Source organism: Sulfurospirillum multivorans DSM 12446 (genome assembly GCF_000568815.1).
Classification (GTDB): Bacteria; Campylobacterota; Campylobacteria; order Campylobacterales; family Sulfurospirillaceae; genus Sulfurospirillum; species Sulfurospirillum multivorans.
Window position 1 is genome coordinate 2,027,549 of record NZ_CP007201.1, and the last position, 20,949, is coordinate 2,048,497.

Consider the following 20,949-nt stretch of genomic DNA (forward strand, 5'->3'; position numbering starts at 1 on the left):
ACTTTTACATTCTAGCTTAGGGGATGCGGTGTAAATGTGTGTCGTAAATCTTTACATGTAATTCACAAAGCGCTCAATCTTCGCTATAATTTTTTTATGAAAAAAGAAACCATTCTTCAACAGCTTAAAAGCATGAAAAATAATTATTTACCTGAAGGCTTTGTTATAGAGGGCTTATTTGGCTCTTACGCTCGTGATGAAGCCGATGAGACAAGCGACATTGACATTCTCATCGAAGCCAAACCCTCCTTTGTCGAACGCTACGGCATTAAGTCTATTGAGCGTATCGAAGAAATCAAAAAAGAGATGAGTTCTGTTTTTGGAATTTCCGTTGATTTGGCTGATAAAACAGGGATGGGTAAAACCGCTCAAAAATTTATTATCGATAGAACAATTTATGTCTAAAGAAAGCATTAGTAAAATCTATCTCATTCTTGAAAAAATAGAGTATATTGAAGCAATTGTTTCAAATGCTGGCTCTATTACCAACGCTTTGCATGACTTAACAACCTATCGCCCCGCTATTTTGATGCACCTTACTTCCATTGCTGAACAATTTGACAAACTCCGTAAATCTTCCAACAATACATTTCTTGAATATTTTGAAGCTGACGATCTTAAAGGCATTTACGATGTTAGAAATTATATCGCCCATGATTACGAAGGCGTTAACCTTGCTATTATTGAGTGGATTATAAGGCATATTTTGCCGAAATTTAAAGAGCAGTGTTCGAAGATTATTGAAAAAAGTTCTAAATTTTACATGTAAAGACTTACAATAAGTCACTCACAACTTTTGCTTCACAACTTTTGGAAAACATTAAAATTACCCAAACTGCTAGTTAAACAGAAGAGCTTTTTTGTCATCACTAAGCTTCAAAAAGCAGTTGATAGCATACGCAGTGATGAAAAGTCTAAGCTTTGTTAAAAAGCCACCAATGGTTGTAGCCTTAATCACTTTACCAAACTTAGCAGTGATCATAGAAAAGGCAGTTTCAACACCTTTTCTAATTCTACGCTTGGTAAAATACTCTTCTTTGTTTTCTTGTTGCATGTTGTTACGCCCAATGGGTGAAAGTACAATCTCAAACTGTTTTAAAAAAGCTTCTAACTTTGATGAAACATACCCTTTATCTCCAATCGTGATTGATTTTTGGGGTAGATAGTGCATAAATTGATACCCCGCCGTAACATCGTGTATGGAGCCTTCTGAGATATGTACCATTACAGGCTCTTTATCGGCTGTGACTACCATATGGACTTTAAGCCCATAAAAGAATCTTCCTTTGGATGCATTATACCCCTTCAAAGATGGATCACTCCACAATCTGACTCTGCTTTGCCTTGTGATTTGGCACAATTCAACAGGAAAAGAATCAACAGAGTAAATCTTTGCACCGTTTAATCGCTGAAACAATGAGCCTAAAAACAAAAAAAGTGTGGACAACACGTCATTTATTTTTACTAAGCGGCGCAAAAATCTCGTGTAGTCAATCTCTTTCACCAAGTGCATCATCTTAACATACTGATGTGCTTTGAAATAGTTGCCATTAAAATCATTCACTGCCATATACCCGATAAGCAGCACTTCTGCATTACTAATCTTAGCTCTAACATCATCTTTTATCCCTGATACCTTCAAATACTCATCAATTAAACAATAAACGGTTATAATATCTCGCTCCATAATCTCGCCTCCCACGGCTTTTTATGGAGTTTAAAGCAACTTTCAAACCATCTTCTCAACTAGCAGTTTGGGTTATAATAGTATCTTCATATGCGGTTATTTCTAAATTTTGCATTACTTCTCTCAATGATTTTTTAATAATAGGCTTCTTTATTTTTTACAATTACCTCTAATATCCAACAAATCATCCACGACAGCCTTGATTTTAGGGAGTTTTATTCTAATGACCATTTCGATAATGGGTAAGTTTACACCCTCATAGTCATGCGCTATAAAATTTCTAATATCATAGCTACCTTTGAGGTCTTCTTTATCAAATTTTGAGAGTATGTCAAACGAACTGTTGTCTTTGAGTCTATTGAACTGTTCTGACATGGAGAGCAGGTGCATCATTATTGAAGGTTTTCCGCTCTTTTTATCTTTAAGCGCACTTTGTATTGAGCCAAAATCATTGGTGATTTCGTTAATAAGATTTATTTTTTCTGCAATTCGTTCAAGTTTTTGAACATCTTCAGGATTAAACATAGATAGCTTCTTTTTGTATTTGAGACAAGTAAGGTGAGTCACTTTGCTCATCGACGATATCTACATGTAAAGCAAAATAGCTTGATACATCGTTTTTTATATGTGTCAATGTATTAAAATAATCCCAAGGGTCACATGAATTTATGTAGTCATTTTCAAATTTCAAAACCAAATCTATATCACTGCTAAAGTGCTCGCTATCGTGTGCATAAGAACCAAAAAGCCCTATTTTTTCAACATGATATTCTTCTTGCATTTTTCTTTTATGTAATTTGAGGTAGCTAAGTACATCTTCTTTTTTCATGATATATCCTAAAAGTTCTTTGCGTACGAAATGATTATATCACATTTATGAACAGAAGAAGAGGCTGGATTTACTTTTAACTTTTGACGCTTTTTACATGTAAAAGCTCAGCTCTTTCTAAAAACCTCTCCACATCCCCAACTATCTCATCCACAGCCTCAGTAGCCTTTTAATGCAACACTTTCGTATAAACCCGCTCATTTATGGCATCACTTGGCTCTAAATTATTGAGGATGGAAACTTTTACATGTAAAGCAAAATGATCCATTGCAACGACGTTTCCGCTTGAGCCGATGATGACTAAAAATTGGCACTCTTCCATCGCTTCATAGAGGTGTTCGTACATGGGAGCGGGTTCGCCGAAGAAGACGATGTCGGGGCGAAAGGAGCCACCGCAGTTTTTACATGTAAAGGTTCGATCTTGTTTGGCGTAACCGATAAGCTGGGTTGTACCACACTGTTCACAGCGAAGGCGTGGTAAAAAGCCGTGCAAATGTAAAATGTCCTTGCACCCTGCTCGCTCGAAAAGATCGTCGACGTTTTGGGTGATGAGTGCGATGTCGTTGGGGTATTTTTCTTGAAGTTTAGAAAGAGCGTAGTGCGCGGCATTGGGTGTGACGGAGCTTAGTTGTTCGCGCCTTGCGTCGTAAAATGTTAGGGTGTTTTCACGGTTCCAAGAAAGACATCCCGCTTGACAGATCTCTTCGATGCGGTACTTTTCCCTTTGCTGTATCCTAGACTGCTTTGTATTATAACGTCTTTGCTATGTTTTATGATACAGAAGCTAAACTTTGAGAAGTTGACTTTTTATGTCTTTACATGTAAAAAAATGAAATTTCAAAAATTAAAAGTTTAGCTCCGACTCCTTTTATATGGCTCTCGTTCATATCCATTTTGGGAAGAGAAACAAAAAAATCAATGTTTCTCCTCTCTTATATTTAGAAAAAATCAGCGTTTTTGTCTACCCATTTAAAATACTCAATAATATCTGTAATCTCTTGATCGTTCATATTTTGGTTCGGCATTTTAAGATTGAAAAATTCGATCAGCTTTTTCATATAAGGCTCTTGAAATTTGCTCTCAGGATTTTTGACATATTCGGCAACCCATTGTTCCGCATTTTTGTGACGTTTTAACACACCCGTTACGTCTGGTCCGGAACTCACTTTCCCGACGACATGACATCCCGAACACCCGCCTTCTTTAAAAGCGCCCTCTCCTCGTTTAGCGGCGGCAGATTTGGGAGAAGCCAAGGTGTTAACCAACAGATCTTTCGCTCTAATTGCCGAGTCTGCGGTTTTAATGAGGTACTGCCATGCCATATTCTCAAGAAGAATCGCATTTTCAAAATTATTTTCTTTATATGCTTTTGTCGCTTTCTCTTTCTCCGGAAGAATTTTCGCATATTGGTCTTTCGCGTCTTCTAGTAAGTTATTCACGGTTGGATACTTCGAAGCTTGGTTCTCTTTTAAAAATGCAAAAAGAGCATCGACGACTCTTTGAGTCGCTTCGTTATTGGCCGTAATTTTTTTATACTCTTCTTGCAGTTCTGCTGGGGAAAGATTTTTGATTTTTGATTTTTGGCTCCAATCATAATCTTTTTTCGGATCTTTGACTAAAAAATACCCCATCATTTCCAGATGTAACGCCGAACAAAATTCCGTACAATAGTAAGGGAAAACGCCTTCGATATCGGCAACGAAATCGATCTGCGCCGTTTCACCCGGTTCGACGGAGACGTGAATATCGTGATGGTCGATCGTAAAGCCGTGCGTTTCGTCTTCGGCACGTTCGACGTTGGTAATATACATCGTAACTTTATCCCCTTTGTTGACGGTAATATGCTCGGGATTGATATGTGAGCGCACCATCGTCGCATAAATATACATATGATCTCCTTTGCGAACGATATGCTCCTCTCCCGCAAGCGTTTTACCTATATGCGGTTGATTCGTTTTCGGGTTCGTTCCCATAGGGTATCTGACTTCGGGGTGTATTTTACTTGCGCGAATGGATGCGGCTTGATGCGGCTCGCCTAAAGGTATCGGCAAGTCGTATAAGAGTTCCATTTTCTTATCGCCGATATCGATCAGCTGATTATTTTGCGGGTGCAACGGGCCTACCGGTAAAAATCTATCGATCGCTAATTTATTTAAAGCGATCAGATATTTTCCTTGCGGATCGGCGGATTTACCCTCCATCGCTTCGAGGTGACCGACATTGTAGTGAATATTGACCCTATCGTATATCTTCAAGTTTTTATAGTCCCATTTGACGATTTGAGAGTCGACGTATAAAGAGCTGTACACAATCCCGTCTTCTTTTCCGAAGCTGTTATGAAGATGCCCCAATCCCAATTCCAGTTGACCGTGCAATGATTTCTTTAAATCGAGGATTGGTATACCGTAAGAATCCTTGCCGACGAACTCTTTATTGTCTATTTGTTGAAGAATTTTTTTAAAGTCATAGACGGACGCATGCGTATCGAGCTTTCCGGAAACGATAATGTATTGACCGTTTGGATTCACGTCGACGCCGTGCGGAGATTTATTTTCCGGAATCAAAAAAAGTGCATTATTTTTAACTGCCACATCAATAGGAATTACTTTGTGATTATTAATGATTTTTACATTTTTTGCATCTTTTGCAAGCTCAGCTAATTTTTTCCAATTGTAAACATGCAAATAATCTGTATCGCTACGACTACATCCCGCTTCGAAGGGAGGGAACCCTTTTTCAATTCCTCCCGTATAAAGTTCGGAATTAAAAGAATTAGTAAATCCCCACCCATCTGAGATACCTTTTCCAGCATCTGTCAAATCTTGCATATAAGGAGGAAGTTCTAACGTAAAAGATTCTTCTGGCAAAATTCTTCCTTTTTCTTTGTCAAATTTCCAAAAAGTCACTCCCCCTCTATAAGTATCTTGATAAGCTTCCATAGGATAATAATCGTTTGTTAAAGGTGCGGCATATTGACATGATTCGAGAATGTATTCGGTATTTGGCGTTACGAATGCACCGCCATGATCTGATTTAAAAAGAGGATTAACGACAATTTGCGAAGTTTCAAAATACTTCAGGTTAATCACGGCAATTCTCGCATTGGCTTTATCGTTAATAAAAAGGTATTGCCCGTCATACACGCCGTTGGTTTCGGAAAGTGCGGGATGGTGCGTATCGCCCCAATTAATTTCACGACCTCTTACATTGCCTTCGCGTAAAATTTCTTTTGAATCTGTATCAAAACCGTATCCTTGCCACGGTTCGGGAGTAAAAACGCTGATATATTTCAATATCCGCATAGAAGGAACTCCATAAACCAACACTTGCCCCGATTGTCCGCCGCTGGCAAACACATAGTATTCATCATGCTTACCGCTTGGCTGATAAACTTTTAATGCTGCAATCGCGTCTTGTTCGGAGAGTCCGCGTTGTTGCATCACGTCTTGAAATTTTGATTGAGCCTCTATAGATTGTGCTAAAAACAGCCATCCCGCTATCATGCTATACATCAGCCATACGTACTTTTTCATCGTTTCTCCTTTCTAGTGAACCCGACTTACCTGTCTTCAAACCGACTAATCTCGTCGATAACGCTTTGTATCTCTTCTTTTGACATGTGATCAAGCACGGCAATATGCATCTCTTCTTGTTGTTGCTTATAGTCCAATAGCTTTTGCACCATAGCGTCTTGTTTTAACCCAAGCAATTTTGTTCCCATCGCTCCTTCTCCGTTAACGCCATGGCAGGGAGCGCAATTGCTTTTATAGAGTTGGCTGACTTTAAACTTTCCAAGAGAGCCTGCTCTGTCTTCTAAAGCTTTGACTTTGAGCGCTTGTTTTTTTTGTTCGGCTTCTCTTTCTTTTTCGATCGCTTCTTGCGTATTCACGGACGGGGTTTGAACGATCACTTCCGTTACGGGTTTTTGTTTCGTAGTACCGACGATAGCGGAAATTTTTGCCAAGATATTGACGTTAATATCCGTAATTAACATATAAAGCCCTGCCGATAAACTCGCTATCACGACAAATGCCGCCAAAACATGGCGAAGAAGCGTCGCTTTACGATCGACTTGGTTTTTGCATGCTTTGACTTTAAATATCCAAGCCGCTAAAGACAATGCGCTAATAGACGCCAATGCCCAAAAACCGATAACGGGATAGGCATGTGTCGTAAATTGAGCAACTTTTCCGTCTCCAAGCAGTATAGGCATAAACGGTTTTATCGTAATCGCGCCGTTTTGAAGCGTATGCCCGAACCAATAAAGCCAATACCCGTAAATTCCCATAAACAAAAAAGGCAAAAGTACGGGAATCGCCATCAAAAAATCAATCCATTTATAATCGTAAATCATAAATAAGGCAAGCAACAGCGCCAGCATAATCAAAGCGTAAGGAGCAAGCGCACGTTCGTAAATGCCGCCTCTTTCCATATGCGCCATACCGACATAGTGGTTAATCGTATTCATCTCGTGTACCTCGCCGCTGAGTCCATCAAAATGAATAAAGACGGGTAGCCCGTAAGGGAAAGCTTCTTTGGGATAGTTCGGGGCTTCAAGCGAAAATTTCCATACCGGCATAGACGGGACACCGATCTCTTCGGATATCTCTATCATTTTTTTAAGATCGCCTCGTACTTTTTGAGGTGTATTGATACTGATATACCGATCTTTTTGATAAAAATTCCACAACGGATAGACGTAAGCGGGGATATCTCCGACTTTACCGTCTTTGATACGCTCCAAAGTTCCATGAAAACCTACCGAAGGAACGACAAATCCGTACATTAAAACGATCAAAGCCAACCCCGTCAGTATTTTTGATAGCCAATACGCTACTTTCATAATGAGCTCCTTTTGACTTATTATAAAATTTTTTTAATTTTATTTTTTAATTTTATAACTTCATTAGTTTCTTTTTGGTCGCTAATAAGAAAAAATATAGAAAATTATTTTAATTATTTATATTGATGGAGTGAAAACTATCTTTAAGAAATATTGAAATGTATTAATCAAAGCCAAGACACTTATTAATATCGAATGCTTGCTATTATCGAGGAAGGAAATAAGAAAAATAAGAAAAGAGAGCTAAACTTTTAACTTTTTTATCATTTAACTCAAACTACTAGTTAGAAAAGATGGTCTAAAAGTTGCTTGAGACTCCATAAAAAGCCGTTGGAGGCGAGATTATGGAGCGAAATATTATAACAGTTTATTGTTTAATTGATGAGTATTTGAAGCTAGTAGGAATAAAAGATGATGTTAGAGCTAAGATTAGTAACGCAGAAGTGTTGCTGATTGGGTATATAGCAGTGAATGATTTCAATGGAAACTATTTCAAAGCTCATCAGTATTCCATGATGATGCATTTAGTGAAAAGTATTGATTATACGAGATTCCTAAGACGTCTAGCAAAAATCAATACTGTATTATCAACACTTTTTGGTTTTCTAGGAACGTTATTTCAAAAGCTCAATGGTGTAAAGATTTATTCTGTTGATTCATTTCCTGTTGAGTTATGTCAAATTACAAGGCAAAGTAGTGTCAGATTGTGGAGTGATCCATCACTTAAAGGTTACAATGCATCAAAAGGAAGGTTCTTTTATGGATTCAAAGTGCATATGATAGTGACAACGGATAAAGAACCTGTGATGGTTCATATCTCTACAGACTCTATCCACGATGTTACTGCTGGGTATAAATTCATACACCATTTACCCAAAGAATTGATTGCTATTGGAGATAAAGGATATGTTTCATCAAAACTCGAAGCGTTCTTAAAACGATTTGATATTTTACTATCACCTATTAGGCGTCATAACATGCAACGAGAAAATAGGGAAGATTATTTTACCAAACGTAGAATCAGAAAAGGTGTTGAAACAGCTTTTTCTATGATAACTGCTAAATTTGGTAAAGTAATCAAGGCTACAACCATTGGTGGCTTTTTAACAAAGCTTAGACTCTTCATCACTGCTTATGCTATCAACTGCTTTTTGAAGCTTAGTGATGACAAAAAAGCCTTACTGTTTAACTAGCAGTTTGGGTTATTTAACCTTTTATATATGAAGACTCAACATTACTAAAATATCACCCTTGCATAAATCGCTCAATATCCTCAACGATTTCATCCACCGCCTCAGTCGCTTTTTGATGCAACACTTTCGTATAAACCCGCTCATTTATGGCATCACTTGGCTCTAAATTATTGAGGATGGAAACTTTTACATGTAAAGCAAAATGATCCATTGCAACGACGTTTCCGCTTGAGCCGATGATGACCAAGAACTGGCACTCTTCCATGGCTTCGTAAAGGTGTTCGTACATGGGAGCTGGCTCGCCGAAGAAGACGATGTCGGGGCGAAAGGAGCCTCCGCATTCTTTACATGTAAAGGTTCGCTCTTGCTTGGTGTAGCCGATGAGATGGGTTGCGCCACACTGTTCACAACGCAAACGAGGCAAAAAACCGTGTAAATGCAAAACATCTTTACACCCTGCTCGTTCGAAAAGATCGTCGACGTTTTGGGTGATGATCGCAATATTATTGGGGTATTTTTCTTGCAGTTGAGAAAGAGCGTAATGCGCGGCATTGGGTGTGACAGAACTCAGTTGTTCGCGCCTTGCGTCGTAAAATGTGAGGGTATTTTCACGGTTCCAAGACAGACACCCAGCCTGACAAATCTCTTCGATGCGGTATTTTTCCCACAGTCCATCCGTATCACGAAAGGTGGAGAGTCCACTCTCCGCGCTGATGCCTGCTCCTGAGAATATTACAACCCGTGCCATGGCTTACACCTTTTTAAAGTTTTGCTAAAAATGCTTTGATTGCCTCGTTGCAATCTACGGGGTTTTCAACCACGCTCATGTGTGCCGCGTTTTTGATGAGCACAAATTCAGCATTAGGTATCTTTTCAGCCATCGCTTTCACTTTAGCAGGTGGCGTTATGGTGTCGTGTTCACCGCACATGACTAAAGTTGGAAGGTTGATGGAAGGAAGAAATGATGTCATGTCATTGCGCGTCAATATCGCAAACAGACACCCTTTAACGCCGATGGAGTTAAACTTTGTCGACTTGGCGATGCGTTTATCGACCACCTCTTTGTGCGCTTTTTTATAGCCATCGCTGAAACAGTGTCCGATGAAATTTTTGGAAAACGTGGTCAAGCCTTGCGCATTGATGCGTCTGATGACATCGGAGCGGTTGAGTTTTCCTTCGTTATCATCGGCATTGGAAGCCGTGTCACATAAAATGACCGCGGAAAAAGCATTTTCCATCCGTTCAAGTGCGCGAAGGGTAATGTAGCCACCCATTGAAAACCCGCACAAGATCGATGGTTTTTCGATCCTCAACTCGTTGATCACCAGTTCAAGATCATCGACAAACGACTCCATCGTAAACTGTCCATCACCAACAGAAGAGCCACCGAGTCCTCTGATGTCGTACGCCACACAGTAGTAATTTTCACTCAGCGCTGCAATTTGCTCATGCCACATGGTGTGGTCATACGGGAAACCGTGTAAAAAAATGATTGCTGTATCTTTTTGATTGCCTTCTACTAAAACCGATAATCCGCCGATATTTTTTTTCATAATGTGTCCTTTGTATAGCTCATTATACATCAGACATTAAAATATAAAGCCTCCCTGTGATGCATCACGATGGCAGTGGTACTTTGCTCGGGGTGAATCTGAAATGTTTCACTAAGATTTATGCCAAATTCCTCAGGTTTAAGCAGATCAAAAATGATTTGCGTGTCTTCCAAGGCAGGGCATGCTGGGTAGCCAAACGAGTAGCGACACCCAAGGTAGCGCTTCATCTGCACATCACGCAGACTATGCCCTTCAAGCTCTGCAATGCCAAGATCGAGGCGTATCTGTTTATGCACGATCTCAGCTAATGCTTCAGCCAGTTCAACGCCCAGCCCATGCACAAAAAAATACTCGGTAAAATTGCCCGCGTCGTAAAGTTCTTTCTCATACGCTGAAAATTTTGAACCCGCACTCACACACGTCAAAGCCAAAACATCGTGACGATCAGGGTGAATAAAATCGCTTAGACTTCGGTACGGATTTCTGTTTTGACGTGGAAAATCAAACGTCTTGATGGCGCGATCTTTGATGGCGTCGATGTTTTCACGATTGACCTGTGACTCACTAAAATAGCCTTCATTCTCGTCAAAAAGATAAAGGTTGTTTTCGCTTGATCGTGCAGGATAATAGCCGTAAATCAGCGTCGGCTCAAAAAGTCCCAGTCGTTCGATGTCCGCTTTGATACGCTCGTAAGTTGGCCACAAAACCTCATCAAGCTGTTTTTGTTTCGCTTCTTTGCTCTGCCCTTTGCCACTGTAACCCCAACGTTGCGCAAAAAGGATTTTGTGGTTGATCCACGAAAATGCTAACTCTTTGACATCGGTTTTTAAAACACGTCTGCCCCAAAAGGGCGGTGTCGGAATGGCAATGTCACGGCTTGGCATTTTAAGCTCATGAAACGGTGGAATTTCTTTAGCTTCTTTAGTGGCGCGATTGACACTGTTTTCAAGAACGATGCGACTAAACGAGGTGTCATAATTTTTCGCTTCGATGCGCGACATTGCCGTTATGCCCTCAAAAGCATCTTTGCAGTAATAAATCGGTCCATCGTAAATCGGACGGCAAAAGTCTTCCACAAAGTTGTCCGTAAGTGCGGCACCGCCTAAAATAACAGGGATGGTGATGCCCATTTTCTGCATCGCTTCTAAATTTTCTTTCATCACATTGGTCGATTTCACCAAAAGTCCGCTCATACCGATGGCATCAGCGTTGTGCTCTTTTAAAGCTTCTAAAAATTGATCCAAATCCGCTTTAATGCCAATATTGATGACTTTAAAACCGTTGTTGCTTAAGATGATGTCCACAAGGTTTTTACCGACATCGTGTACATCGCCTTTGACGGTTCCGATGATGAGCGTGGTAGTGGTGTTCTTTTCCGTCTTTGGAAGGTAAGGTTGCAGATAATCCACCGCAGCCTTCATCACTTCAGCCGATTGTAGCACAAACGGTAACTGCATTTTTCCACTGCCAAACAGCTCACCCACGACTTTCATCGCATCGATTAATATCTCATTGACGATGACTTCTGCGGCTATTTCATCTTTAGCGGTGGGCAGAAGCACCAACATACGCTCTTTATCGCCATCGATGAGCAAGGTTGAGATCTTCTCTTTGGTATCCATCGCAAGATACGCCGCGTCACTCTCGTCTTTGTTCTCCACAACCCCTTCAAAATGGTCAATGAATTTAAAGAGTGGATCGCCCTCTTCACGGTGGTTAAAAAGTAAATCTTCACAGATTTTTTTATCAATGTCACTGATCTTGTGCATCGGGAGCGTATTTTTAACATTGACGATCGCCATGCTAAGCCCTGCTTCGACACAATGGTGTAAGAAGACCGAGTTTAGGTATTCACGAGCGTGTTTTGCCAAACCAAAGGAGATGTTTGAAACACCCAATACAAAGCCCACTTCGGGGTGCAGTGCGTGAAATTCACGGATCGCTTCGATGGTCTCAATCGCCGCGGTATGGTACTCAGCATCGCCACTGCCCACGGTAAAAGTTAAGAGGTCAAACACCAAATCTTCAGGGTGAATGCCGTGTTTCTCTGTCGCTAATGTATAAATGCGCTCTGCAATCGCTACTTTTTGCTCTTTACTTTTTGCCATGCCCACTTCATCGATGGTCAGACAGACGAGTGCGGCGCCAAAGCGTTTCGCTAAAGAGCAGACTTTGTCGAACTTTTCGATGCCGTCTTCTAGGTTCACGGAGTTGATGATGGGCTTTCCACCGATGAGTTTGAGGGCGACTTCAAGGGCTGGCACTTGCGTGGTGTCAGGCATGAGCGGCAAGAGAATTTTTTGCACATAACGTCCCATCACCGCTTTAGTGTCTTTGTGCTCATCACGCCCTGCAAAACCAACACTCACATCAATGCCATGCGCGCCACTGCGTACTTGTTGTTGCGCAACGCTCAGTGTACCATCGTAGTCTTCCGCAAGAAGTAACTCACGAAACGCTTTGGAACCTGTGGCATTACTGCGCTCACCAATCAAAAACGGTGCTGGGTCTTGTTTAAGGGCTCTTGTTTCAAACAACGAGGCGATGCTACGAGGCATCTCACCTTTGGGAGCAAGGGGCTTTTTACCTTCGACACGTTTGGAAAGTTCCAAGATATGCTGAGGCGTTGTACCACAACATCCTCCAAGAATCGCAACGCCTGCAATTTCGGTGAATTTTTCTTGAAGTTCGGCAAATTCACGAGGTCCCATCGGATAAAAAGTATAACCACCACGGTTTTGAGGAAGTCCTGCATTGGCGTGTACACTAATGGGTTTTGACCAAACGGAACTGAGCGTTTTAACATGCTTTTCAACCTGTTCTGGACCTGTGCCACAGTTAAAGCCAAGGCTTAGGATGTCAAAGGGTTCCAAGATCGCAGCAATCGTTGTCGCGTCGGTTCCAATGAGCATCGTTCCACTGAGTTCAATCGTGACAGAAACCATGATGGGAAGTTTTACATGTAAAGCTGTTTGAGCATCGGTGATGGCATGCAAAGCGGCTTTGATTTGGAGTGGGTCTTGTGCCGTTTCAATGAGAAAAAGATCGCATCCACCTTCAATCGCGCCGCGTGCCGCCTCTTTGTAGCCCTCAAACATCTCATCGTAACCGATATGCCCTAAGGATGGTAGTTTCGTCCCTGGACCAAACGCAGCGGCGGTAAAACGTGGCTTTTCGGGCGTTGAAAACGATGCACACGCCTCTTTAACGATCTCAATACCTGCTCGGGCGAGTTCATACGCCCTCTCACCGATACCGTAATCGTCCAAAACCCACGGCAATGCGCCAAAGGTGTTGGTCTTGATGATATCCGCACCTGCTAATAAATAGCCACGATGAATTTTTGAAATTTCATCTTTACATGTAACGTTTAACAGTTCGTTACATCCCTCTTTACCTTCCCATTTTTCCGAAGGAATCTGCAAAGCTTGGATCTGCGTACCCATCGCACCGTCGATGACTAAAATTTTTTCTTTGATAAGTTCTTGAAGTGTTGCCAAATGATATTCCTACTCTTTTATAACATAAAAATATCATATCAAAACTCTAATAAAGGAAGACTTTACGGGAAGAACTCCCGTAAAGTTTAATTTTTGGTTACAACAACACGAAAGCCAACAGGGAAGTAACGATAGTTTGAAGAGTAGTTAAAACGAAAAATCGCATTACATTCATCCGAGAGATTAACCCAACAACAGGTTGTACATTTTGGCTCATCACTTAAAGAAGCATCACTCTTTTTCATTGAAGTCGTTGGAATGTAACAATCCTTTGTCCACTCCCACACATTGCCTCGCATATCGTAAATTCCCCAATCATTAGGTATGCCACTGGCAACGGGCGACGTAGGATTAATATTTTTTAAATTTAAGATATTCACACAACGATCAGAGTCCTCTTCGCAACTGTATTCAATGGATTTACCTGCACAAGAAACATACTCCCATTGCGCTTCTGTTGGAAGGTCATACTTCGTTGTGTTCTCTTTCTCATTCAAAAGTTTGATAAATTTTCTTGCCTCATTAAAACTAATTTGCTCGACGGGCATAGAAGGATTTCCCGTTTTAAATTTTGAAGGGTTTGTTCCCATAATTTCATACCACTGCTTTTGAGTAACTTCCGTGGTTTGCATATAAAAGCTTTTAAGATGAACAACATTTTTAGCTTTTTGATCCTTTTTAATCGCATCTAAACAAACCTGTTGTTCATTGACCTCAGTATACGGATTGTCTTTAGGACATGTTGCAGCTTGATTTCCTGTGGAAAACTCACCCTCAGGAATCTCGATAAATGTCATACCAATCGAATTGGTAAAACTATCCCCAAAAAGCATACTGACTAAAACGCACCCTGAAAAAAGTATCTTTTTCATTTTTACTCCTTTTGATTGAGATTTTTGAATTTAAAATTATAATTTTTACTAAAAACTATCATCTTATTTTCTTATAATATTTAGATGCTATCACTAAATATCATAGCTGTCAATATTTGGAAATAAAGGAGTAAAAAAATAGACGGAGAAACAAAAAAACAGAAGAATTGTAACACGTAGAAACAGACCTACACAAAGAGGCAAAAATGCCTCTTTGCTTTTTACGTGTAACGATTAAGGATTGACCGTTGATTTGTAAACGGCTTTGCCATCTTTAATCTCTTTGATAATGGCTGAGCGAGTTGCATTACCTTTATCATCAATGGAAATAAAACCTGAAACACCTTCGTATTTGGAGGTTTTACGAATTTCTGTGTTGATACACACGCTGTCTTCTGCATTAACACAACGGTTCATTGCATCCACCATCACGTTATACGCATCTGCACCAAGTGCAGTAAAAGAGTTCAACTCTTTTTTGCCTGTTTTTTTCTCATACGCAGCGATAAAGTCTTTTGATTTTTGAGTTGGAGGTGCGCTGTGATCGAACGCATCAGTAAACATATATCCCTCAACCGCGTCCCCACCTAAATCGATAAAGGTTTGATTGGCAACACCATCTCCTGAGATAAACGGTTTATTGAGGTCAATCTGTTTAGCTTGACGTTTAATCATTGATGCTTCTGTGTGATAAAGTGGGAGGAATACAAAGTCCGCATTCAGTGCTTTGACTTGAGAAACGACCGCTTTAAAATCTTTATCGCCTGAGCTGATGCGAATCTCTTTGAGCACTTTACCACCGTTTTTAACAAACGCTTGCGTAAAGGCTTTGGAGAGTCCTAATGAATACACTTGTGCTTGATCGGTTACGATAACAGCTGTTTTTAGACCTAAATCTTTGGAAGCATAATTGGCAACGACCGTTCCTTGAAACGAATCACTAAAGCAGACGCGGTTTGCGAACGCTCTCTTTTCGGTCAATTTATCATTGGTCGCAGCAGGTGCGATGACGGGAATTTGCTTTTTATCGGCAATGGAGATAATCTGAGCCGTATTGGTGCTGATCATCTCACCGATAATGCCAACGACTTTATCGGAAGTGATAAGTCTGGTTGCCGCGTTGGCAGACTCGACTTTATCGCCTTTGGTGTCGACTAAAATGAGCTTGACGCTATCGCCATTTTTGAGTTTGGGTTGAAGGGCATTTGCAAGCTCAGCTCCCTCATACGCCACTTGCCCGTACCCTGCAAGGGTTCCACTCATCGGTAAGATAAGACCTATATTGATCTCTTTCGCTAACGCACTTGTCGCCATAAGGACGGCAAGACTTAACAGTGTCCTAAAAAAACGCATCGTTTCTCCTTTAAAAGATTACGGCAAAAGTTTAACACACTCTTGATTATGATCGGCTCAAAGGAGGAGAAAAATGCAGCAAAAAGAAGCGTTTTGAGGGCTTCTTTCGTTTTACATGTAAAGATTATTCGGGGTGATTTTCTGCGACATTAAGCGCTTCGGAGACATCGACAATGACTTGAAGCTTTTTGATGATCTCACTCATCGCTCGGCTCTCTTCTTGAGCAGCGAGGCTAATACGCTCCACTTCGGCTTGTGTTTTGATGATCTCATCTACGGTGCGTTGCAGTGCAGGGACGATTTGATCAACGACCTTTTGGACATCCATGATGGAGATGCGAATGTTATCGGTTGATTTATTGCTTTGATCGGAGAGTTTGCGCACTTCACTAGCCACCACGGCAAACCCACGTCCATGATCTCCTGCGCGCGCTGCTTCGATGGTGGCATTGAGCGCCAAAAGATTGGTTTCACTGGCAATGTATTTAATCGCGGTTGTGATGTTGCCGATCTGCTCAACCGCCTCACTGAGCTCTTTTGCCATACCGTTGGTCACTTGAACATTTTTAACTTCAGCGGCGAGTTTGGTGTTGACCACTACGATCGTATTGGCAGTGTCTTCGATGGACTGAGAAGCGCTTTGGGTGATGAGTGAAATCTCTTTGGTCTGCTCCGCCAATTTTTTGGAGATGTCGCGCGCCTCTTGGAGTGCTTTATCGCTGTTAATCGCCGTGACAATTTGCGCCAAACCACTCACACTCTCCGCCGTAGCAGAACGTGGAGGACTTGGCATCACGTGCACATCAGGGCGCAAAAGATGGCTGTATTTGGTGTAAAGCGCTTTGCCTGAAGAGACATAACCATCGGTTCCGATGATGTATTTTGCATTGCTTAAAGCCTCTTTGGTTTCCGTGTCACTGCATTCATCAAATGGGATCACTTGGTAGGTGACGTGACCCAGTTTGTAAAATTTTAGAAATTTTAACAGGACATTTGCCCCCGAAGTACTGTTATTAAAAATAATGACATTTTCGCCCTCTGGGATGCGACTCACCCCCACGAAAAAGTCGGTCGGTGGCACAAATTCAACGGCAACCACTTTTTCTTTGCCATATTGTTTCACCATTTCGTCATAGCGGTTCGTAAAACAGACGATGAGATCATAATTAGCAGCATCATAATTGTGATAGTTACTTAAAGTAGCTTTTTGATAAACAGCGGTGGTCGAAAGTGTTGCATCCACCAAAGAGACAAGCTCCGCCGTGGTGGCATCATTGGCCCCGATTAACAGTAGATTAACGCTCATGTACTTCCCCTTGCCCCGTATTCGTATCGATGAGATCGTATTCGTTGTTTTATAGTACTCGCATTCTATGCCATTCTTGATAAAGTCACGCTTTATTTGGACATTATAAGAAAAACACATGACAAAAAAAGGACGAAAAAGAGGCAACACTTTTTTTTGAGTCGTAGTATAATGAGCGCAATTTTCAATAAGGAGTCTGTATGTTTGAAATTCAAAACTATTACAGTTTTATTGTGGCGATTGTACTTTTTCAACTTATCCCTGGAGCTGGAACCATCGCGATCTTAAATGCCACGGCGCGCAATGGCGTAGGAGCGGGAATGGGCGCCGTTTTTGGCACACTCTTGGGTGATTTTGTTTTTATGATCGCAGCCCTTGCGGGACTTGCCGCCCTAATGCAGCAAAATCCTTTTTTGTTTGAGCTGTTGCAATACTTCGGTGCGGCGTATTTGGTCTGGTTAGGTATTGGATTAGTGCGTGCGAAAATCGAACCTGATTCTGGAAAAATTGAGCCTAAAAAATCGGCTTTGGTTTATTTTAAACAGGCGTTTTTTGTAAGCATCACCAACCCTAAAGTCATGCTGTTTTTTGTGGCGTTCTTTCCACTCTTTTTGCGCCCCGATGCAACCAACGTGACCTTAATCGCGATGATCTTACATGTAAGCCTTATCAGTCTTATTTACCAAGCCCTTTTGGTTCTTTTGGGCAATAGCTTAGCACGCAAACTTAAAGCGTTTCCTCTGGCGCGCACCATCGCGACACGCCTTGCAGGCGTCGCACTGGTTGGCTTTGGCATCAAACTTGCTAGTAGCAACCGTTAAAAGTGAGCATTAATGCCTCTTAGACATATTTTACTCGCCCTTGGTGTAGTCGTCATTTGGGGAGTCAATTTTGTGGTGATTCAAGTCGCACTCACAGAGATTCCTCCCCTTTTGCTAACGTTTTTACGCTTCTTTTTTGCGACATTCCCCGCAATCTTTTTCTTCAAAAGACCTACAAATACCTCGTGGAAAATGCTCTTTTTCTATTCACTGAGCATGTTTGTTCTTGATTTTGCCTTCCTGTTTTCAGGAATGTACGCAGGAGTGAGTTCAGGCATTGCCTCCCTCGCCCTTCAAACCCAAGTCTTTTTTACTGCCATTTTAGCGGTCATTTTCATTAAAGAGAAGATGACGATTGCTAAAACACTCGGAGCCATCATTGCATTTTCGGGCATTGTCTTTGTAGGGTTTCATGCAGGAGGCGATGTCAATCTTTTGGGACTTTTTTTGGTGGAATGTGCCGCCCTTTCATGGGCGATTGGCAATCTCGTCTCCAAACAGATTGGCAAGGTGGATATGCTCAGCCTCGTGGTGTGGGGAAGTCTTATCTCGCTTCCTTTTTTACTGGCACTTTCCTATATCTTTGAGTCGCATCTGTGGAGTTTTGAGATCTTTACGCACCTCTCGGGTAAAAGTATCGGTGCCATTGCTTATCTTGCGTATCCAGTTACGTTTTTTGGTTTTGGTATTTGGAGTTGGCTACTGAGTCGCTACCCTGCAACAACCGTAGCCCCTTTTACACTATTAGTACCTGTGGTTGGATTTTCCTCTTCGGCTCTTTTAGTAGGCGAAGCACTACCCACTTGGAAGCTTTTTGCAGCGTTTTTAATCGTTCTAGGACTGATCATCAACCTCTACGGCGATCGTTTTTTCAAACGTTTCACCTAGCGTTACATGTAAAGAGAAGTAAGCGCTTACTTCTCTTCGATCTTCATCAAATTTTCCCGTCTTTTCACTGCTTTTTCATCTTCATACGGAAGGGTGAGCGTTTGGTTTAAAACCTCTAAACTAATCTTTTTAGGAGCATTTAAATTCTCTAAGCGTATATCCGCACCCAATTTTCCAAGCGCGTAACAATACTTACCTTTAGCACTGACATTACTCTCAGACGCTAAGGCACTCAGGCGAGAACATTTATCGACCCATAAAAAGGCATCATTCGCATGGTAATCGTACAGATAACCAAAGAGTTTAGCCGTCTCAAAAAACTTGAGCTTGACCTCAAAGAAAGGACTCACTTCCAAGTTGTCACTCAAACGTAATAAAATAGGAAATTTATAGAGCGTTTTGCCAATTTTGAGGTTATTTTTCGTTGTGTCCAAAACCAACTCCTGCTCTATTTTTGGAAACTCCCAAAAACGGCTTAACTCTTTCAACCAAGCACTTAAGATTTTATCAAACGCATCCAAGGAAGCCTCGAGCGAATCTTCCTCGCCTAAAAGATCGCGCCCCAATCCTAGTGTTGCTTTATAGCCTAAAAACGGCAGAAGCGTTGCTCCAATATCCAGCGTTGTACCGACTTTATCCACCGTTTGAGCACTGTCTAAACGAGGATCGATAATCATAAATTGATTACGACGCTCACCCTTCATCAGTGTCTCTATCGCCATATTGTGCATCGCAAGATGGTCTGAAGCAACCACAATAATCGTATTTTTGCCGTACGGAGATTCACCAATTTGCTTGATAAATTTTGCGATCAACTCATCCGAACACGCCACAGCATTCAGCATCGAGTTACTGCCATCTTGATACTTTTGTGTTTTGCAACTTTTAGAGACATGCCCATAAGGGTGATGCGTGTCCATCGTGGAGAGAAACATCGCAAATTTTTGTCTGCTTTTGGAGAGCTTTTTAAAATCATTCATCGCAATCCCTAAAAGCGTATCATCGTACAATCCCCACGGTGTTTGATAGTTAGAATGGGTGAGGAGAGGTTTGAGCTCTTTAATGCCTTTGATGTCATCAAAGTGGTGGGTACGGTACAACTTATCGACACCTGCAAACTCCAAAGGGGAGCCGCTACGGTAGATCAATTTGTAGCCCTCTTTATGAAGCATATCGCTCATGCACACAGCCCCTGAGTAAAACGTACTCATCTTGGACATCGAGTTTCCCTGCAGTGAATGCGCGTTTGCTGAGGGTGTAACCAAAGGAATACCACACTGCACCGCCGTCATCCCCGCGATCGTCCAACTGGTGCCAAGGGCTTGCTTTATCTGTGTAAAAGCAATGCTTTGCTCCCTGATAGAGCGTAAATTCGTTACAAGCGAAGGAAAGAGCGCCTCATCATAATACGTCTCTTCGAAACTCTCAGCAAAAATATAGACCAAATTGGGATGCTCTTCGCTTAAAGGTGTTAACGCTGGGTCTTGGTAATAGTCGCTAAAACGATACTGAAGGCTTAGTGGATTTTCAATACCAATGGCTTTAAGCGCACTTTCGCCCAAAAAACGCACCGTAGGATGCAACACTATAGAAAGGGCTAATGCGCTTAGAGAAAGTGCGTATTTTAGCTTCTGATGATGCTCGAAGACATCATTTTTGACCAAGCGATAGTAGAAAATTGAGAGGGCTAAGCTAGCGATTAAGAGTCCAAAGCCGATACCAATGATTAAATAATAATCACCAAACCCTGAACCTTCTAACCCGTAGCGTAGGTGAAAGATCACAGCATCGTTAATGCCTTCTCCGGTAAAATAGTTCGAGATAATGTAAAAAGCACTGAGTAACATATAAATGAAAATGGTTCCCGCACCAATGAGCGCACTCTTGCGTGTACGCGTTCGATTTTTAGATGTAAACAAGGCAACGAGAAAAAGTCCTGCAGATAGCCATAGCATGTAATTCATTGATATTCATGTCCTCTTTTATTTTAGGATAGTATTATAGCTTGTTGTTAAAAGTTTGAAGAAAAAGGGTCTCTTTTTTCAAACTGATTAAAATTTAATCAGTGGTATGCGTAGATTAAAATCCGTGAAGTGATACAATT

The 20,949-nt window shown here is 41.3% G+C and carries 18 protein-coding genes; 5 read left to right on the forward strand and 13 right to left on the reverse strand.

All coding sequences use genetic code 11. The features are described from left to right. The first annotated feature begins 36 nt into the window (after positions 1 to 36). Positions 37 to 405, forward strand: a complete 369-nt coding sequence (locus SMUL_RS10560; protein ID WP_223809694.1) for a nucleotidyltransferase family protein — start codon at positions 37 to 39, stop codon at positions 403 to 405. After that, positions 398 to 769 (forward strand): HepT-like ribonuclease domain-containing protein, encoded by a 372-nt coding sequence (locus SMUL_RS10565; RefSeq protein ID WP_025345225.1) that lies wholly within the window; start codon positions 398 to 400, stop codon positions 767 to 769. The genes SMUL_RS10560 and SMUL_RS10565 overlap by 8 nt, the downstream gene beginning before the upstream one ends. Positions 770 to 838: 69 nt before the next feature. On the opposite strand, the gene SMUL_RS10570 is transcribed toward SMUL_RS10565, so the two are convergent. From SMUL_RS10570 to SMUL_RS17765, 6 genes are all read right to left on the reverse strand, one after another. Next, complete coding sequence (locus tag SMUL_RS10570) at positions 839 to 1,687, reverse strand: IS982 family transposase (protein ID WP_025344064.1); 849 nt, start codon at positions 1,685 to 1,687, stop codon at positions 839 to 841. A gap of 150 nt (positions 1,688 to 1,837) precedes the next feature. After that, positions 1,838 to 2,212: a HepT-like ribonuclease domain-containing protein gene (locus SMUL_RS10575; protein ID WP_025345226.1), complete on the reverse strand. Its 375-nt coding sequence runs from the start codon at positions 2,210 to 2,212 to the stop codon at positions 1,838 to 1,840. Beyond that, on the reverse strand, positions 2,205 to 2,516 hold the full coding sequence (locus tag SMUL_RS10580) for a nucleotidyltransferase family protein (protein WP_025345227.1): 312 nt from the start codon (positions 2,514 to 2,516) through the stop codon (positions 2,205 to 2,207). Before SMUL_RS10580 ends, SMUL_RS10575 begins: the two co-directional genes overlap by 8 nt. Before the next feature lie 169 nt (positions 2,517 to 2,685). Continuing rightward, on the reverse strand, positions 2,686 to 3,249 hold the full coding sequence (locus SMUL_RS10585; RefSeq protein WP_223809820.1) for an SIR2 family NAD-dependent protein deacylase: 564 nt from the start codon (positions 3,247 to 3,249) through the stop codon (positions 2,686 to 2,688). Positions 3,250 to 3,454: 205 nt separating this feature from the next. Continuing rightward, on the reverse strand, positions 3,455 to 6,049 hold the full coding sequence (nosZ, locus tag SMUL_RS10590) for a Sec-dependent nitrous-oxide reductase (RefSeq protein WP_025345228.1): 2,595 nt from the start codon (positions 6,047 to 6,049) through the stop codon (positions 3,455 to 3,457). 26 nt (positions 6,050 to 6,075) lie between these two features. Beyond that, the gene (locus SMUL_RS17765) at positions 6,076 to 7,359 is read right to left on the reverse strand and encodes a c-type cytochrome (RefSeq protein ID WP_025345229.1); all 1,284 of its coding nucleotides are present in this window, start codon (positions 7,357 to 7,359) and stop codon (positions 6,076 to 6,078) included. A 344-nt stretch (positions 7,360 to 7,703) separates the two neighbouring features. On the opposite strand from SMUL_RS17765, the gene SMUL_RS10600 reads away from it, so the two are divergent. Continuing rightward, positions 7,704 to 8,552 carry an IS982 family transposase gene (locus tag SMUL_RS10600; RefSeq protein ID WP_025345230.1) on the forward strand — a complete coding sequence of 283 codons (849 nt, stop codon included), beginning with the start codon at positions 7,704 to 7,706 and terminating at the stop codon, positions 8,550 to 8,552. Between the two features lie 52 nt (positions 8,553 to 8,604). On the opposite strand, the gene SMUL_RS10605 is transcribed toward SMUL_RS10600, so the two are convergent. From SMUL_RS10605 to SMUL_RS17700, 6 genes are all read right to left on the reverse strand, one after another. Then, positions 8,605 to 9,300: an SIR2 family NAD-dependent protein deacylase gene (locus SMUL_RS10605; protein WP_025345231.1), complete on the reverse strand. Its 696-nt coding sequence runs from the start codon at positions 9,298 to 9,300 to the stop codon at positions 8,605 to 8,607. A gap of 13 nt (positions 9,301 to 9,313) precedes the next feature. After that, positions 9,314 to 10,105 carry an alpha/beta fold hydrolase gene (locus SMUL_RS10610; RefSeq protein WP_025345232.1) on the reverse strand — a complete coding sequence of 264 codons (792 nt, stop codon included), beginning with the start codon at positions 10,103 to 10,105 and terminating at the stop codon, positions 9,314 to 9,316. 29 nt (positions 10,106 to 10,134) lie between these two features. After that, positions 10,135 to 13,551 (reverse strand): methionine synthase, encoded by a 3,417-nt coding sequence (gene metH / locus SMUL_RS10615; RefSeq protein WP_235674120.1) that lies wholly within the window; start codon positions 13,549 to 13,551, stop codon positions 10,135 to 10,137. A 140-nt stretch (positions 13,552 to 13,691) separates the two neighbouring features. After that, complete coding sequence (locus tag SMUL_RS16705; protein ID WP_025345234.1) at positions 13,692 to 14,477, reverse strand: formylglycine-generating enzyme family protein; 786 nt, start codon at positions 14,475 to 14,477, stop codon at positions 13,692 to 13,694. A 234-nt stretch (positions 14,478 to 14,711) separates the two neighbouring features. Next, positions 14,712 to 15,830: an ABC transporter substrate-binding protein gene (locus SMUL_RS10625; protein ID WP_025345235.1), complete on the reverse strand. Its 1,119-nt coding sequence runs from the start codon at positions 15,828 to 15,830 to the stop codon at positions 14,712 to 14,714. A gap of 124 nt (positions 15,831 to 15,954) precedes the next feature. Beyond that, entirely contained in the window at positions 15,955 to 17,136 is a 1,182-nt protein-coding gene (locus SMUL_RS17700; protein ID WP_025345236.1) for a methyl-accepting chemotaxis protein, read from the reverse strand. A gap of 200 nt (positions 17,137 to 17,336) precedes the next feature. Between SMUL_RS17700 and SMUL_RS10635 the strand changes: the two genes are divergently transcribed. Further along, the gene (locus SMUL_RS10635) at positions 17,337 to 17,957 is read left to right on the forward strand and encodes a LysE family translocator (RefSeq protein WP_025345237.1); all 621 of its coding nucleotides are present in this window, start codon (positions 17,337 to 17,339) and stop codon (positions 17,955 to 17,957) included. Between the two features lie 12 nt (positions 17,958 to 17,969). After that, the gene (locus tag SMUL_RS10640; protein WP_025345238.1) at positions 17,970 to 18,845 is read left to right on the forward strand and encodes an EamA family transporter; all 876 of its coding nucleotides are present in this window, start codon (positions 17,970 to 17,972) and stop codon (positions 18,843 to 18,845) included. Positions 18,846 to 18,871: 26 nt separating this feature from the next. Here SMUL_RS10640 and SMUL_RS10645 read toward each other — a convergent pair whose 3' ends face one another. Beyond that, positions 18,872 to 20,809, reverse strand: a complete 1,938-nt coding sequence (locus SMUL_RS10645) for a sulfatase-like hydrolase/transferase (RefSeq protein ID WP_025345239.1) — start codon at positions 20,807 to 20,809, stop codon at positions 18,872 to 18,874. Positions 20,810 to 20,949: the final 140 nt, after the last annotated feature.

Excerpts from the sequence above, each read along its gene's own strand:
- SMUL_RS10645 (WP_025345239.1), bottom strand. The coding sequence starts at position 20,809 with ATGAATTACATGCTATGGCTATCTGCAGGACTTTTTCTCGTTGCCTTG.
- SMUL_RS10605 (WP_025345231.1), bottom strand. The coding sequence starts at position 9,300 with ATGGCACGGGTTGTAATATTCTCAGGAGCAGGCATCAGCGCGGAGAGT.
- SMUL_RS10640 (WP_025345238.1), top strand. The coding sequence starts at position 17,970 with ATGCCTCTTAGACATATTTTACTCGCCCTTGGTGTAGTCGTCATTTGG.
- SMUL_RS10575 (WP_025345226.1), bottom strand. The coding sequence starts at position 2,212 with ATGTTTAATCCTGAAGATGTTCAAAAACTTGAACGAATTGCAGAAAAA.
- metH (WP_235674120.1), bottom strand. The coding sequence starts at position 13,551 with ATGGGTACGCAGATCCAAGCTTTGCAGATTCCTTCGGAAAAATGGGAA.
- SMUL_RS10570 (WP_025344064.1), bottom strand. The coding sequence starts at position 1,687 with ATGGAGCGAGATATTATAACCGTTTATTGTTTAATTGATGAGTATTTG.
- SMUL_RS10625 (WP_025345235.1), bottom strand. The coding sequence starts at position 15,830 with ATGCGTTTTTTTAGGACACTGTTAAGTCTTGCCGTCCTTATGGCGACA.
- SMUL_RS10610 (WP_025345232.1), bottom strand. The coding sequence starts at position 10,105 with ATGAAAAAAAATATCGGCGGATTATCGGTTTTAGTAGAAGGCAATCAA.
- SMUL_RS16705 (WP_025345234.1), bottom strand. The coding sequence starts at position 14,477 with ATGAAAAAGATACTTTTTTCAGGGTGCGTTTTAGTCAGTATGCTTTTT.
- SMUL_RS10580 (WP_025345227.1), bottom strand. The coding sequence starts at position 2,516 with ATGAAAAAAGAAGATGTACTTAGCTACCTCAAATTACATAAAAGAAAA.
- nosZ (WP_025345228.1), bottom strand. The coding sequence starts at position 6,049 with ATGAAAAAGTACGTATGGCTGATGTATAGCATGATAGCGGGATGGCTG.
- SMUL_RS10600 (WP_025345230.1), top strand. The coding sequence starts at position 7,704 with ATGGAGCGAAATATTATAACAGTTTATTGTTTAATTGATGAGTATTTG.
- SMUL_RS17765 (WP_025345229.1), bottom strand. The coding sequence starts at position 7,359 with ATGAAAGTAGCGTATTGGCTATCAAAAATACTGACGGGGTTGGCTTTG.
- SMUL_RS17700 (WP_025345236.1), bottom strand. The coding sequence starts at position 17,136 with ATGAGCGTTAATCTACTGTTAATCGGGGCCAATGATGCCACCACGGCG.
- SMUL_RS10565 (WP_025345225.1), top strand. The coding sequence starts at position 398 with ATGTCTAAAGAAAGCATTAGTAAAATCTATCTCATTCTTGAAAAAATA.
- SMUL_RS10635 (WP_025345237.1), top strand. The coding sequence starts at position 17,337 with ATGTTTGAAATTCAAAACTATTACAGTTTTATTGTGGCGATTGTACTT.